Consider the following 15,933-nt stretch of genomic DNA (forward strand, 5'->3'; position numbering starts at 1 on the left):
TCGCTCAGGATCTGGGAGCGGCCTGGCGCGCCGGCTGCCTTTCGACGCTGGCAGCGGCTTCGAGGAGCATCCAGGTGCCGAGCTGGATGGTGAGGTCGCCCTCGGGGAGCTGGCGGCGGGCTGGCACCGTCGTCGGCTCGGACCATTCCGGGCCGAAGAACACGCCCTCGACGGTAGCCGCCCGGTTGCGCCAGGCCGCCTCGGCGCTGGCCAGAACCACGTCGCGCTCACCCGCCAGCGCCAGGTAGCGGGCGGTGATGCCGGCGAAGAGACCGCCGTCGCCGCCGCCGCAGCCCACCAGCACCCCGTCGACGGTCAGTTTCCGCGCGACGTGGCCTGCCAGTTCGCGCGCCTCGGCGTGCCTGCCCAGTTCGTGCAGCGCGCCGATCATCGTGCCCTGGCAGTACGTGTACACGCTCCAGTCCATGCCCGACGGGCGCACGCCGTCGGCGATCAGGCCGTCTTCGCGGCGAAGCCGGCTCAGCACCCAGTCGACGCTGCGGGTGGCGCGCCGCGTGTCGCCCAGCCGGGCGAACAGGATCGCGGCGGGCGCGTTCGTCGGGGTGTTGCGGAAGTCGTCGCCATCGCGCCACCGGATTCCGCCCAGCTCGTCGTCCACCCAGCCGCCGCGCAGTTTCTCGACGATGCGGGCCAGCCCAGCGGGATGCCCGAGCCCGATGCGGCCCGCCCGCTCCAGGGCCAGGCCCAGCCAGGTGATGTCGTCGTAGTAGCGGTTGGTCCAGCGCAGGGCGTTTTGCACCATCTGAGTGCGCGGCCAGCGCCGGATCAGCCGGGCGCGCCGCGCGTCGGGGGCGCGCAGCTGCGCATCCACGAGGCAGTCCAGCGCGTGGGCCTGCCACCAGTACTGGAACGGCAGTTGCCAGTGGTCGCGCAGCCGTCCCGGCCAGCCGGGCAGCGCCAGCGATCCCGCCGGCCACACCAGCGCACGGGCCAGAAACCTGCGCCGCACGCTCTGCTCGGCCGTAGCCGCCCTGACTGCCCAAACCATCGCGCCTCCTCGCAACCGGGGTGCGAGCCGTGGCCCGCAACCCCAGTATGCGCCCTCGGGGGTTCAGCTGGGCTTGCGGGCGACGAGGCCGATGCCGGCCAGGTTCTCGGCGTGCTCGCGGAAGACGGCGCGCATGGCCCGGATCCGCTGGCGCGCAGCCTTGGTGCGCAGCACGTTGAAGACGAACTTCAGGAAGCGCAGGAGGCCCTCGTCGGCGATGATCCGGCGTGGCTCCAGCAGCGCCATCGGGGTGGTGTGTTGCCACGAAACCTCTAGCCCGACCTCCTCCAGCAGCGTCTGCCACTCGGTGGCCCGAAGCGGGCGCGCGCCCACTTTGATGACCCGGCCGATCGTTTTCGAGACTTCGGAGACCACGTGGTCGCTGACCTCGTCGGGCACGAAGGCCAGTTCGTGCAGCCCGAGGCGGCCGCCGGGTGCCAGGATGCGGGCCACTTCCTGGGCGATGCGGCGTTTGTCTTCGGGAGACTGCATCGTGAGCATCGCCTCGATCACGACGACCTGTGCGCTGCCGTCGGGCAGGCCCGAGTCTTGCGCGCTGCCCGTGACCAGCCGCGCGTCGCTGCGGCTGTCGAGCAGCGCGCGCATCGCGGGCTCGCCCTCCGGATTGGGGTCGACGGCGGTGTAGCTCTTCGGCCCGGCCGCGAGTAGCTGGCGGGCCGTGATGCCGAGCCCCGGCCCGAACTCCACCACGGCGTCGTCGGGTCCGACGGCGAGTTCGACGAGCAGCGCGGCGGTCAGTTCGCGCCCGCCGGGGCGCAGCACGCGTTTGCCCATCTTGGCCAGCAGCCAGTGGCCCTGCAGGCGCTTCTCCTCCGGCCCGGAACGGTCTCCCTTAATCATGCCTGGCTCCACGGCTTGGCGTTGACCATTACCAGCTGTAGGCGGCAGTCGGTGAGGGCTTCGACGGAGTGCGGCGCGTTCGGGGCGAGGTAGAGGGAGTCGCCCGGGACCATGCGGTTGTCTTCGCCGTCAACGGGGAAGCTCATCTCGCCCTCCAGGAGTGTCGCGACGACGGCCTTCGGGCTCGCGTGGGTGGACAGCGACTGGCCGGCACCGAAGGTGAGGACGGTGAGCTGCAGGATTTCGTTGTCGACGGGCACCTTGGATGTGGTGGCGTCTGGGGTGATGGGCAGCGAGGCCACCAGCCCCGTCGCGGCCACGCTCTGTGTGAAGGGCGTCTTCGCCATATGTGGTTCTCCTTCGGATTACGAGATATAGCCAACTCTAGCGTTGGTTAAAACGTAGGGGAACCCCTCGCCGGGTGGTTAGCCGCCGGATGCGGCCAAGGCCCCGAGCCCGGCGTCTCGGGACGGCTGGCCCGCCCGGCCGGCCCCGGGGAACGAAACGTCCCCGGGCGCTGGAAGCCACCCGGGGACGCAGTCAGAGCTAAAAGCCAGCTCAGGCCTTAGTGATGCGGGCCCGCACGCCCAACTCCTCGTCGGAATGCTCCCACTCGTCCAGGCGCTCCACATGGTTGACGTGAACGGCGAGCACCTCGTCGGCGATCTGCTTCAGCCCTTCGGCCACGGCCTCCGCCAGTTCCTCGGCCACCCAGAGGGTGAGCGAGATCCGGTCGGAAACCTCCAACCCGGACGCCTTGCGCGCCTCCTGCAAGAAACGGGTCACCTCGCGGATCTGGCCCAGGCGCACCAGCTCGGGCGTGAGCTCCAGGTCGAGCGCGACGGTCTCGCCCTGCTCGTTGATCACGGACCAGCCTTCGCGCGGGCGCTCGGTGAGCAGCACCTCGTCGCTCACGACCTCCACCTCCTCGCCCTCGACGACGACCGTCGCCTTGCCTTCCGCCTTCAGCTTGGCGGCGAGCAGGGCCGCGTTTGCTTCGGCGATGGCCGCGGCAATCAGCGGGGTACGCTTGGCGAAGCGCTTGCCCAGTGCGCGGAAGTTGCCCTTCGCGAACACATCGACGATGTCGCCGGCCTCGGCGAACGTCTCGATCGCGGCGACGTTCAGCTCCGACTTGATCTCTTCGATCAGTTCGGGGGTAAGGCGGGAGTGGATCGTCGAGGGTACGAGCATCCGCTTGAGCGCCTGGCGGATCTTCACCTTCGACTCGGCGCGGGCCGCGCGGCCCAGCTCGACGGCGCGCATAGTGACCTGCATGGCGGCGGCGAGGGCGTCGTCGATCAGGGCCTCGTCGTAGGTGGGCCACTCGGCGAGGTGCACGGAGGCGGGGCCCTCAGGATTGGTGGCGACGAAAAGATCCTGCCAAACCCGTTCAGTAACGAACGGGGTGATGGGGGCCATCAGGCGGGTCAGAACATTCAGCACCTCGTGCAAGGTCCAGAGCGCGCTCTCCTCGCCGGTCCAGAAGCGACGACGGGACCGGCGGACGTACCAGTTGGACAGCAGGTCGACGAAGCCCGAGATCAGGGTGCCGGTGCGCTGCGTGTCGAAGCGGTCGAGGGCCTCCGTGACTTCCCGCACCAGCAGGTGCGTGGCGGAGATGAGCCAACGGTCCAGCACGTGCCGGTCGGCGGGCGCGGGGGCTTGACCGGTGGGGGCCCAGCCTGCGGTGCGGGCGTACAGCGACTGGAACGCGACGGTGTTCCAGTAGGTGATGAGCACCTTGCGCACCGTTTCACCGATCGTGGCGTCGCCCACGCGGCGGGCCATCCAGGGGGAGCCGGAGCAGGCCATGAACCAGCGCACCGCGTCGGCGCCGTGCCGGTCCATCAGCGGGATGGGCTCCAGGATGTTGCCGAGGTGCTTGCTCATCTTGCGCCCGTCGTCGGCGAGGATGTGCCCGAGGCACACGACGTTGCTGTACGACGACCGGTCGAACACGAGGGTGCCCACCGCCATCATCGAGTAGAACCAGCCGCGGGTCTGGTCGATGGCCTCGCAGATGAAGTCGGCGGGGTAGTTGTCGGCCAGTTTCTCCGTGGAGCCGGGGACGTGCGGGTAGCCCCACTGCGCGAACGGCATCGAGCCGGAGTCGAACCAGGCGTCGATCACCTCGGGCACCCGGCGGTAGGTCGCGCCGTCGCGCACGATCTCGACCGCGTCGATGTGGGGTCGGTGCGGGTCGAGGTCGCTCAAATCCCGCCCGGTGAGCTCGCCCAGCTCGGCGAGCGATCCGACGCAGATGAGGTCCGTCGGGTCGTCAACATTGCGCCAGATGGGCAGGGGGGTCCCCCAGTAGCGGGTGCGCGAGAGCGCCCAGTCGATGTTGTTGTTCAGCCAGTCGCCGAATCTGCCGTGTTTGACGTTGTCGGGGTACCAGTTGGTGGCCTCGTTCTCCTCGATGAGGCGGTGCTTCAGGTGGGTGGTGCGCACGTACCACGACGGCATCGCGTAGTAGATCAGCGGGGTGTGGCAGCGCCAGCAGTGCGGGTAGGAGTGCTCGTAGTCGAGGGCGCGGAACATCAGGCCGCGCTCCTGGAGATCGGCGACCAGCGCCGCGTCGGCGTCTTTGAAGAACACGCCCCCGACGAGCGCCACCTCGGCGCCGAAGTGGCCGTTGGGTGTGATGGGGTTGACGAAGGGCAGCCCGTAGCGGCGGCACACGGCCATGTCGTCGGCGCCGAATGCGGGGGCCTGGTGCACCAGGCCGGTGCCGTCCTCGGTGGTGACGTAGTCGGCCAGCACGATGTAGTGCGCGTCGGGGATGTCCACGAGCTCGAAGGGTCGCTGGTAGGCCCAGCGTTCCATCTCGGCGCCGGTGAAGGACTCGCCCGTCAAGGCCCAGCCCTCGCCGAGCACCTTGTCGAACAGCGGCTCGGCCACGACGAGGGTGTCGGTTTCGCGGGTGGCCACGACGTAGCGCACGTCGGGGTGCACGGCCACGGCGGTGTTGGACACGAGGGTCCAGGGGGTCGTCGTCCACACGAGCAGGCTGCCGCGCCCGGCGAGGGGCCCGGAGGTGAGGGGGAAACGCACGTACACCGACGGGTCGGTCACGTCGGCGTAGCCCTGGGCGAGCTCGTGGTCGCTGAGCGCGGTGCCGCAGCGGGGGCAGTAGGGGGCCACGCGGTAGTCCTCTTCGAGGAGACCCTTGTCGAAGATCTGCTTGAGAGCCCACCAGACGCTCTCCACGTAGGGGGTGCTCATGGTGACGTAAGCCTCGTCGAGGTTCACCCAGTAGCCCATGCGACGCGTGAGGTCGGCGAAGGCGTCGACGTGGCGCAGGACGGAGTCGCGGCATTTTGCGTTGAACTCCTCGATGCCGTAGCGCTCAATGTCGGCCTTGCCGGAGAACCCAAGCTCCTTCTCGACGGCGAGTTCGACGGGCAGGCCGTGGCAGTCCCAGCCCGCCTTGCGGTCGACGCGTAGGCCGCGCATCGTCTTGTAGCGCGGGAAGAGGTCTTTGAACACCCGGGCCTCAATGTGGTGGGTTCCGGGCATTCCGTTTGCGGTTGGGGGGCCTTCATAGAACGTCCAGGTGGGTGCGTCCTGGGTGCGCTCGATGGACTTTTCGAACGTGTTGTGCTCGTCCCAGAACTTCAGCACCTCGTGCTCAAGCGCGGGGAAATCCACCTGCGTTTCGACTGCGCGATAGGTCATCGGGGTCCTTCGTCACTGCTTCCTTGGGGGACGAAGGGACGAGCCGGGGCCCGCGGTACCACCCTTCTTGAGCGAGTTCGCTCCACTTCATCTGTGCCGCTGCCGGGTCTAGTGAGCTCGTGGCCGTTCTTCCGGCGGCTCCGAGGTGATGGCCTCATCGTCGCCTTGCGTGCCTGCCCATTATGCGACGCGGGGCCCGGTTCGCTCAACCGCGCACTCTGACGGGGCGAACCTGTGGAGAGCGTGTACCCGGTTGGGATGGCGGGCCTAGACTTGCCTGTGGAACAGGAGGTTTGATGTACGAGTGGGAGCAGTGGGCCCGGTCGCGTTCGTGGGTTTTCCACGCCGGTTGGCAGCAGATCCTCGACAAGGTTGACGGCGGTGGCCTTCTCAACGCGGAGAAACCCGTTGTCCAGATGGGATTTGAGGGCCGGTTCGGCAGCTTCCCCTGCTACGGATTCCGGGTGCGGGCCACGTCGGCCGACTGGGCGAGTCTCGACGTGCTGGCGGTGCGGATCTCAGGCGTCAACTTTCCGGAACTGCAGATCGCTTCGGTGCTCGATTTCATTGAGGGTCCGCGGGTGGGGATCAACGATGAATTCGACTTGGAGTGGCAGGCTTCCTGCCGCTCGGAGGCCTTCGCCCGTGATGTGATCACGCCGAAGCTGATTGGACTGTTGCGCCAGGTCGAGTTGTTCCGCCTGTGGTTTGAGGGCGACTCCGTCCTGATCAGCGTTCGTCGGGAGCTGGACCTGTCGGAGATCGACGCCTACCTGACGGTGCTGCACCGGATCGCGCAGGGCCTGCCCGACGAGGTGCTGAAGAAGGCGAAGGCGGCCTCGCGGCAGGTCCCGGGCCTGCCGGGGCGTCCAAGCGCGCGGATGTTGACCCATTCCGTCCAGCTGGCGGAGGATTCGTCGGCAATGGCATGGCAGACGTGGACCCGGCAGCGCCAGTGGCTTTACACGAGCGGCATTGAGATCCACTCCCGGATGCGGTTCCGGGTCCCGGTGCGCCCGGATCCTCGTGGGTTTGTGGGTAAGTTCGGTCACCTGCCCGTCTTCGGCTTCAATGTGATGCCGATGCGCAACGTCGTCGGGGTGCGGGTTGCGGGTCACCAGTTGCCGCAGATCACCCTGTGGCGCGATACCAACGTGCTGGCGCAGATGATCGGCAGCGGCGGCGTCTACGTGGGGGATCCGGAGTTCGACGACGCCTGGCGGGTGGAGTCGCCGGAGCCGGCCCGGACGAAGGCGGTCCTGAACCGAGGCGTGCGGGAGTGCCTGAACGAGTCGCCGCCGTTTGCCAAGATGTGGTTCGGCTACGACGCCCTGGCCCTTCTGACCACCAGGACCATCGGGCCGCAATCCGTTGACGGGCTGCTCACGTGGCTGGTGCGAGTGGCCCAGCAGCTGCCGGAGCTGGCGATATGACGGTTTTCAACTGCTCGCTGGATGAACTGCGGCAGCGCACCTCGATTAAGTGGACGCGGTTCGCGCCCGACGTGTTGCCCATGTTCGTGGCGGAGATGGATTGCCGGGTGCCGGGGCCGGTGGCGGAAGCGATCAGCTCGGCGGTGGCGCGGGGCGATCTGGGCTACCCGGAGCAGCCGACGTACCAGTTGGCCTACGCCGATTTCGCGCTCTGGCGCTGGGGCTGGTCCCCCGACGTGGGGCTGATCGAGCGCACGGGCGACGTGATGCAGGGTATGCGCTACACGATGGAGGCGGTATCGCGCCCGGGCGACAAGGTGGTGTTCAATCCGCCGATCTATCCGCCGTTCAGGCAGATCGTCGAGCGCACGGGCCGGGTCGGGGTGGAGGTGCCGCTGGTGGCGGGTCGGCTGGATCTGGCCGGGCTGGAGCGGGCTTTCGCCTCGGGAGCGAGCGTCTACCTGCTGTGTTCCCCGCACAATCCGACGGGAACGGTGCATACCCGCGACGAGCTGCTGGCCGTGGCCGATCTGGCCAGGCAGTATTCGGTGGTGGTGATCGTCGACGAGATCCACTCGCTGCTGAACGGCGACGAGTTCACGCCTTACTTGGCGCTGCCTGATCCCGGGGTGTCTTTCGTCTCAGTGTCGGCCGCCAAGGCGTTCAACCTGGCTGGTATCAAGGCGGGTTTGCTGGTGGCCAGCCCGCAGGGTGAGCCGGTGCTGCGCAGGCTGCCGAGCTACGTCGCGGAGGCGATGAGTCATCTCGGGGCCATCGCGCACACCGCTGCGCTGAGGCACTGCCGGGACTGGCTGGTGCAGATGGCGGGGGAGATCGTCGAGAATAAGAGGCTGTTTGCCCGCCTGATCGCCGAGCAGCTGCCCCAGCTCAGTTACACGCCGTCGGCGGGGACCTATCTGGCGTGGCTGGATTGCACACCGCTCGGTTTGCGTCATCCCGGCATGTTCTTCCATGATGAGGCCCGAGTCCGATTCAATTTTGGTGCGGAGTTCGCCGCAGATACCCAGCAGTGGGTTCGGGTGAATCTGGCCACCTCACGCGAGATCATAGAGGAAGCGCTACGCAGAGTCAGTGCTACGGTGGTCCATGCTTCAGCGTATCCTTCACTATAAAACTATCGATGCAAGGGCGGAGTTGTAGCCGCCTCACGTGACGAGAAGGGAGCCCCCAATGGCACTGCCGATGGCCGCATGGCGTGTGTCCTACGCGAGCGGAGGCTGGCTGGCCCTTTCGGGTCCTACGTCGCTCGTCATCATGATGCCGCCGCCACCGGCCTACTCCCATCTCGTCGCCGAGTACTGGGAAAACCTGATCAGCATGCGCACCCCGGACTCGCTGTTTCGGTACCTGGCCGAGGTCGGCATCGACGAGATGCCAAACTTTGGCGCTTTCTTCTGGGATACGCGCGGTCTGCACGGCATCTGCCGCGGCACGGTGCAGGTGTTCGATGCTGAAGGTGAGTTGGTGCTCGACGCAGAGGGCAAGTTCCTGTGGGATGAGGCGCTGCTCGACACCGAAACCACCTACACCGTCGTGACCGGTGAGGAGCCCGGCGATGACGCCGTGCTGCCGCTGGTGGTTGGCGCTGCCCGGGTTTCGACGCTGCTGCTGACCACGGCCAAGGACCAGCTGCTGCGCTTCGCCGGCCCCGAGCAGCAGGGCGTGCTGCCGCGCATCCCGATGCTTGGCCTGCGCCCCAGGCACCGGACGGCTAAGAAAGCCGTAGCCCGGGAGGCCCAGCAGCCGGTTCCGGCACGCGGGTTCGCGGGCGACGATGAAGTGGCCGAGGCTCCGGTGGTCGCCAAGCATCAGGCGCCCGTGGACGACCCCGTGGCGGAGGATTCCGCGGTGGCGGTCGTCGAAGATAACGTGCAGGAGGACGCGGTCCCGGGTGAGGCCGCGCTGCTGGAGACCTCGCTCATGCCCATCTTCGATGAGGAAGCGGAAGTCGAGGAAGACAAGCAAACTGATTCCGGGGGACAGGAGGAAACCGAGGAGCCTGCCGCCCAGGAAGCGGCTGCCCCTGAACCTCCCGCAGCCCCGGAGTCCCCGGCTGCAGTGGAGCCGCCGACCGCTGAGGCGCCGGAGCCCACACAGGTGGCGGATCAGCAGGCCAGCCCCCGGCCGAAGGCGCCGCAACCCGGGCAGTCGATGTCTCGGCCGGTCGTCGTGCCGGGTGTCTTCGGTGAGGTGGAGGAAAGCGATCACACCGTGCTAGAGACTGGCTTGGCGGCCGTGCTGAAGCCGAAGGAACAGCAGTCGGAACCTGTTCCGCAGCTGATGGCCGCGCCGTGCCGCAATAACCACGCGAATCCGGTGGGTGCCCGCACATGCCGGATCTGCCGCACGCCCGTCGATTCCTCGAAGGCTGCACCGATTCGTCGGCCGGTGCTGTCGGGGGTGTGCGCGAACTCCGGAGAGTTCATCAACGTGGAGTGGGCGGTGGTGATCGGCCGGTCGCCCAACCCGTCGTCGGTGTCTCCGACGGCCAAGGGGCTCACGGTCCCCAGCCCGCAGAAGGACATTTCCCGTAGCCATCTCCTGATCGAGCAGCGCGACTGGAACGTGGTGGCCCGCGATCTCAACTCCACGAACGGCACCACCGTTCGTTCGGTGGGGGAGCCGCCGTTCGAGCTGCGTGACGGGCGGGAGGTCCAGCTTGAAATTGGTACGATTCTCGATCTCGGGGAGGGTGTGTCGTTGCGCCTGGAACCGCCAAGGAACGTTTAGTCGATGAGTGATACAGCGCAATACTCCCGTGGGCTCAGGCTTGTCGCCCGTTTTCTGAAGCGCGGTTGGCAGTGGATGGTGGCGGCGACGCTGGCGGTTGCGCTGGGCGTCGTAGCGTACCTGTCTCCGGGCATCGAGCGCGCCGACGTGCATTTGGACGAAGGCACCGTTTACGCGGTGAACCGGGCGACGGGCATGGTCGGCATGGTGAACACCCAGATCGACCGGGTGGTGCAGGCCTCCAACATGGGCGACTCGGAGTCCCGACTTCTCCAGCACGAGGAGACCGTGGTTATCTACGGGCCCAAGTCGAACTCGCTCACACCCTACAACCCGAGCCGCAACCGTCTCGATCGCCCGACTTCGCTGCCGGCCGGCGCGGACGTGCGGATGATCGGTCCACGGCTGCTGGTGAGCAGCCCCCAAAACGGCAAGGTCTGGTACGGCAACATTCACGACGTGCTCGGCCTCGACTTGACCAAGGACAAGGCACACTTCGAGGTCGGGGTGAACGGTACCGCCACGTTGACTACGGCGGGCGAGGTCATCGGTGTCAGCGTGGAACGCTCGGAGGTCCTGCGCTACGAAAATGGGGAAGTCACGGGTACCAAGGTGCCGTTCAAGCTAGCTGCGAACGTGGCGGGCGAAGTCGCGGTGAGCGCGGTGGGCGACCGGGCGGTGGTGCTGGATCGCGCGAATGGGCTTCTCTGGGCGGAGGGTATGCCGCAGGCCATCGAGGTCGATGGCGCGCGGGAGGCCATTCTGCTGCCCCCGGTGGATGACATCCTGGATGGGGAAGAGAAGTATCAGGCGGTGTTCGCGAATGGTGCGGGGCTCGTCGGGGTCACCAGCAACGGTACGAAGTCGCTTTCAGGTTCGATCCAGGCTGCCCCGATCATGCCCGTGCAAGTGGGCGGCTGCATCTACGGGTTGTTCGCCAACACGGTGGTGAAGCGGTGCGCAAACCAGGATCCTGTGCTCACGAAGCTGCCCGGCTACGAGCCGACGAGCGGTGCGGATCTGTCCTTCCAGGTGAACCGGCGCGGCATCGCACTGAATGAGCAGACCACGGGCGCGACCTGGATGATCGAGCCCGAGGTGCGCCCCGTCGGGGGTTGGGAGGACTTCCGGAAGGAAGAGGTTAAGGACGACGACACGACGCGGGTCACAGATGTTCCTCCGGAGCGCACCGGCGACAACCGACCTCCGAAGGCGCAGGACGACCGGCTGGCCGCGCGCGCGGGCCGCTCCACCTTCCTCGACGTGCTCGACAATGACTCGGACCCGGACGGCGACGTCCTGACCATCAGCCCGATCACGGAGATCGAGGGCGCGACGCTGGAGCGGGTGCGCGGCGGCTCCGGGCTGCAGATCACCATCCCGCGCGAGACCGAGGCGGAGAGCTTCTCCTTCTCCTACGAGGTGTTCGACGGCAAGGAGCGGGCCTCCGCGCAGGTGGTTGTTCGGGTGGCTGACGCGGACCCAGCTAACGAGAACGAACCGCCCTACCCCTTCCACATCAGCCGCCCGGTCAAGGTTTCCCTGGGCGGCAGCTTCACCAAGCGTGTCCTGCTCGACTGGCGCGATCCGGAGGGCGATCCGCTGATCCTGGAGGATGCGTGGATGCCCGAGGGCACGGAGGTGCCGCTGGTGTTCAACCCGGATGGCACCCTCACCTACCAGGACGTGGGCAAGCAGGCCGGGGTCAAGAAGATCAGGCTGAAGGTCTCCGACGGCACCGCGTCTGCCGAGTCGGACATGCTGGTCACCGTGGTGGATGAGCCTGTGGCACCGCTGGCCTACGCGGATTTCGCGACGGCGCGAGTGGGGGAGACAATCACGGTCGAGCCGCTGGCCAACGACATCGGTGAGAACATGGCGCTGCTTGAGGTGGATCCTGGCGAGTGCAGCGTCTGCCGGGTGGTGCCTGAGCACTCGGAGAACCGGTTCACGTTCTCGGCGAGCAAGGCGGGCACCTACTATCTCACCTACAACGTTTCCAGCGGGCCGATCGACAGTGGTGTGATCCGCATTGACGTGCTGGAACCCAACCAGGGCAGTCGCCCGGTGGCTGCCCTGGATGTGGCCCTGTTGCCTCCCCAGGGCGCCGTGACGGTGGACCCGTTGCTGAACGACTCGGACGCGGACGGCGACGTGCTGGTCATCCAGTCGCTCAGCATCCCGCCGGGGCTCACGGTGGAGCTGCAGCGGCGGCACATCATGACCATCAAGGCTAAGACGGTACTTGCTGGCCCGGTCACCGTCGGTTATGTGATTTCAGATGGCAAGCACACGGCGCGCGGCTCCGTCGTCGTCGTGCCGACGGGCAACACGGGCTCGGTGTTTCCCGTCGCCAACAACGACTCGGTTCGAGTACGTGCGGGCAGCATCGGCACGGCACGGGTGCTGGAAAACGACACGTCCCCGCTGGGCCTCGAACTGAAGCTGACCAAGATCTTGTCCTCCCAGCTGGGCGAGAACGCCTGGATCGACGGCAACGCGATCCGGGTTCGGATGCCGGCGGGATCGCTGCACCAGCAGTATCCGATCACCTATGAGGTGGTGGACACCGAAGGTAAGCGTGGCGAGGCCGTGTTGAACGTCACTGCGATCAGTGAGGACGCGGCCAACGTCGCGCCGGCTCCGCCTCCGGTGGAGGACCGGGTACTGGCGGGCAGCCGGACGCGCATTCCGATTCGGCTTGACGGCATCGACCCCAACGGTGATGCCGTGCGGCTCGTCGGTCTGGGTTCGGGCCCGAGGCTGGGCGCGGTGACCGCCATCGGTGACTCCTTCCTGGTGTACGAGGCGTTCCCGAAGAGTGCGGGCACTGACTCGTTCTTCTACCAGGTGAGCGACTCTCAGGGGCTGACTGCGGTGGGCGAGATGCGGATTGGTGTTGCCGCACTGAGCGAGTCGAATGCGCCACCGATCCCGGGCGACGACGTGGTGCGGGTGAGGCCGGGTAGGCCGATCCAGATTTCGGCGCTCGGCAACGACCGCGACCTGGAGGGCGGGCCGCTGCGCTACGCGGAGCAGGATGCGGTGCGCATGGAGGACCCGGAGTTGAAGGTCAGCCTGGTCGAGGATCGGGAGGTCAGCATTGAGCCGATCACCAAGCCCGGCCAGTACTCGGGCACGTATCGGGTAGTGGACAACGTGGGCCAGGAAGCCGTCGGTAGCTTGCTGGTCTCGGTGGAGGAGAATGCGCCGCTGCTGCCCCCGGTCACCCGACCGGATGTGTTGGGGGTTTCGGACATCAAGTCCGAGGACGTGATCGAGATTGATGTGCTGAGCAACGATTTCGACCCGGATGGGGCCCACGATGCGCTGCAGTTGGCCATCCCGGAGAAGGATCACGGTGCCGATCCCGACGTGTGGGTGAACGAGAGCCGGCGCGTGGGTGTGCGGGTAGGCGACCGGATGAAGCAGTTCCGCTATCTCGTGCGCGACACGGACGGCAACGAGTCGTTCGGCCTGGTGACGGTCCCAGGTAAGGAGGATGTCATTCCGATCGTGCGGGATCCGGGCCGCGTTCCCGTCGTCGTGGCCGGGCAGTCGCTGAGCTTGAGTCTGGATGAGTACATCCTGGGCACCCGTGGCCGGAAGGTGCGGCTGACGACTAGCGATTCGATCGTCGCCACCAATGGCCGGGCCATTCCCTCGACGAGTGGCATCGAGTACACGCCCGACCTGGAGTACTTTGGTCCGGCTGCGGTGACGTTCGAGGTAGTTGACGTGGTGCCTGACGGCGACAACACGTTCAAGCGAGCCTTCGTCACCATCAGGGTGGAGGTGCAGCGCCCGCCGCAACAGGTGGGCGGTCCCGACGACATCCAGTTGACGACCCAGCCGCCGAATCAGCTCACGCAACCGGTGCTGCAGGTCGCGCCGGATGAGGGCGACTTCCGGCTTGCGCTGACGGGCCTGTTCTCCGACCCGCAGGGCCTGGACTTCAATTTCGACGACTGGGCGGTCAGCAGCGGTGACGCCCCGATCACCTGGCGCGCGGAAGCGGGCAATTCGGTGATCATTGCCTCCGCCCCGCTGACGGCGAAGAGGGGCAGCCAGCTGGTGCTGAGCGGGCGGGTCATCAACGCGCAGAACGCGAGCCGCCCGGTGAACGTGAGCATCGAGGTGGTGGCGTCCAAGCAGCCGCTCACGGTGACGAACCCGGACAATCTCGATGAGGCGGCCGCCGGGGTGCCGACGCCGATCCCGGTGACGCTGAACGATATCTCCTTCCTCAGTGACAAGACGTTGAAGGTGGTGGGTGCGCGCATCCTGTCCGGCAACGGCACCATCACCTATGACGACCAATCAGTGACGGTGACTCCGCAAGCCGACGAGGTAGGCACCTTGACCGCCAGCTACTCGGTGATGGACGCCACTGGCGACCCGGATCGCGTGGTTGATGGCACTATCAGGATGACGGTTTCTGCGCGCCCCAGCGCCCCGACCCCGCCGTTTGGTGGTGTCGCTGGCGACGGCCAGATCACCTTCGAGTACCGCTCAGGCGCCGAGAACGGGTTCCCGGTGGAGAAGCGGGTGGTGACCGCCACCTCCAGCGAGGGCCAGTCGGTGTCGCAGGAGTGTCCGGGGCAGATCTGTACGATCACGGGCTTGAAGAACGGCGTGCCGTGGACGCTGCGGATGGTGGACTGGAACAAGCTGGGAGCATCCGACCCGTCGGCGGAATCCGCGCCCTACACGCCCGACGTGCGCCCACTGCCGCCAGGGCCGCCCGCGCTGGCGCGGGGTGACCAGTCTCTGCAGATGGCGTGGAACCCGGCCGGCTTTGCTGACCCCTCCAATCCGGGCAGCGCGGTCACGAAGTACACGCTGCGACTGTACGACGTCGATGGTGGCGGGGAGCCGGCCGTGGTGGAGGTGGAAGCGGGCGGTTCGCTGAGCTACACCTGGACCGGGCTCACGAACGGCCGGAACTACCAGGCGTCGGTGGTGGCTACGAACAACGCGGGCTCCTCCGACGAGTCGGCTCGCTCCGACCCGATGTTCCCGGTTGGCCCGCCGAGGGGCGCACCTACGGCGAAGGCTACCGTTGTGCAGAACCCAGAGGGCGGGGCATTCAGTGTTGCGGTCGGTCCTGGTAGCTTGGACGGCAACGGGGATCCAAACCCAGCCATCTCAATTGTTCCTGTGGTGGACGGAGTGGAGAACGGTGCTTTGGCTCAGGCCGGGACTCTGTCCGATCTGCCGAGGGAGTTTGGTTTCGCAGGTTTCGGGAGATCGAGGGTTGGTTTCATCGTTCGGGTGAGCACCTTGCATTCTGCGGGCCATGATCTGGCTAGAACAAGCGAGTTGGTCTCTTGGCCTTCGCCGCAGATCGCGGATTTTTCGCTGAATGCTGAGCCGAGCGATGACGGCCGACTCACAGTAGCGGTGGCGGTGGCAAACTACACGCCTGCCCAGCTGGCCGAGGCTAACGCTGTCGCGTCCTACAGAACTGAGGGCGGGTCATGGCGGCAGTTGGAGGGTAGCCTCGGCGGGCCGATGAAAACGGAGCGGTTGGCCACCGGAGTTTCGCACTCCATCTACGTCCGAGTGGTGTTGAGCAGCAGTGATGGGCAGCAGACGTCGGCCGAGGCTGGCCCGAAGTCAGCCGTGCCCATCTCACAAAGCCCCAAGGCGTTGGCGATGCCTCCGGTTTATTTCGTGGGTCCGAGCAACGGCACGGTTTCGGATCCGGATGAGGCTAACTGGCTCGGCGCATTCCAGTTTGGCACCCCTGAGCTGAGCGACACTGGTGGCTGGGCTCCGAACGGATACAGCATAGTTGTGGCTGGCCGGACATACACGCTCAACGACGTCGTCAACTTTTCTGGAACCGTGCAGGTTCAACAGCAGGTTGGTGGATCCGAGGTAGGCAGGAGTTCGGCCAGCGTGTCGCGGCCCAGTTTCGTCTATAGCAGCGGACGCAGGGAGATCGGGGTGTCTATTTCTTCGGTCGCCGGTGGAGTCTGTCATATTCTTCAGGGAGGAACGCAGATACACAGTTTGAAGGCCAGTGGTGGTAGCGTCAGCGGGACGTATCAACTGCCCGCTGAAGCAGGCGAACCGGAGGTAAGCGGATCGCTGCTGAAGGACTACACGGTCAGTTGTTTCCTCCAGAGCCCTTTCCCCGGCGTCGGTAACCCTAATTTCGTCAGCGGGATCAAGGTTCAATAGCAATCGGCC

At 66.6% G+C, this 15,933-nt stretch carries 8 protein-coding genes; 4 read left to right on the forward strand and 4 right to left on the reverse strand.

Translation table 11 applies throughout. From position 1 onward, the window contains the following. Positions 1 to 4: 4 nt before the first annotated feature. From EII42_RS08845 to ileS, 4 genes are all read right to left on the reverse strand, one after another. Entirely contained in the window at positions 5 to 1,009 is a 1,005-nt protein-coding gene (locus tag EII42_RS08845; protein ID WP_125171763.1) for a glycoside hydrolase family 76 protein, read from the reverse strand. Between the two features lie 63 nt (positions 1,010 to 1,072). Next, a complete protein-coding gene (locus EII42_RS08850) occupies positions 1,073 to 1,870 on the reverse strand; it encodes a class I SAM-dependent methyltransferase (RefSeq protein WP_125171764.1) in 798 nt (265 codons plus the stop codon). Next, entirely contained in the window at positions 1,867 to 2,217 is a 351-nt protein-coding gene (locus tag EII42_RS08855; RefSeq protein WP_125171765.1) for a cupin domain-containing protein, read from the reverse strand. Before EII42_RS08855 ends, EII42_RS08850 begins: the two co-directional genes overlap by 4 nt. A gap of 211 nt (positions 2,218 to 2,428) precedes the next feature. Continuing rightward, entirely contained in the window at positions 2,429 to 5,551 is a 3,123-nt protein-coding gene (gene ileS / locus EII42_RS08860) for an isoleucine--tRNA ligase (RefSeq protein ID WP_125171766.1), read from the reverse strand. A 296-nt stretch (positions 5,552 to 5,847) separates the two neighbouring features. On the opposite strand from ileS, the gene EII42_RS08865 reads away from it, so the two are divergent. The 4 genes from EII42_RS08865 to EII42_RS08880 are packed head-to-tail and all read left to right on the forward strand — an operon-like array spanning position 5,848 to position 15,924. Further along, positions 5,848 to 6,984 (forward strand): hypothetical protein, encoded by a 1,137-nt coding sequence (locus EII42_RS08865; protein ID WP_125171767.1) that lies wholly within the window; start codon positions 5,848 to 5,850, stop codon positions 6,982 to 6,984. Then, positions 6,981 to 8,117 (forward strand): MalY/PatB family protein, encoded by a 1,137-nt coding sequence (locus tag EII42_RS08870; RefSeq protein ID WP_125171768.1) that lies wholly within the window; start codon positions 6,981 to 6,983, stop codon positions 8,115 to 8,117. The genes EII42_RS08865 and EII42_RS08870 overlap by 4 nt, the downstream gene beginning before the upstream one ends. A 58-nt stretch (positions 8,118 to 8,175) precedes the next feature. Beyond that, positions 8,176 to 9,735, forward strand: a complete 1,560-nt coding sequence (locus tag EII42_RS08875; protein ID WP_125171769.1) for an FHA domain-containing protein — start codon at positions 8,176 to 8,178, stop codon at positions 9,733 to 9,735. A 3-nt stretch (positions 9,736 to 9,738) separates the two neighbouring features. Continuing rightward, the gene (locus tag EII42_RS08880) at positions 9,739 to 15,924 is read left to right on the forward strand and encodes an Ig-like domain-containing protein (protein ID WP_125171770.1); all 6,186 of its coding nucleotides are present in this window, start codon (positions 9,739 to 9,741) and stop codon (positions 15,922 to 15,924) included. Positions 15,925 to 15,933 lie beyond the last annotated feature (9 nt).

Origin of the sequence: Tessaracoccus sp. OH4464_COT-324 (assembly GCF_003932855.1) — a bacterium.
In the GTDB taxonomy this organism is placed as follows: Bacteria; Actinomycetota; Actinomycetes; order Propionibacteriales; family Propionibacteriaceae; genus Arachnia.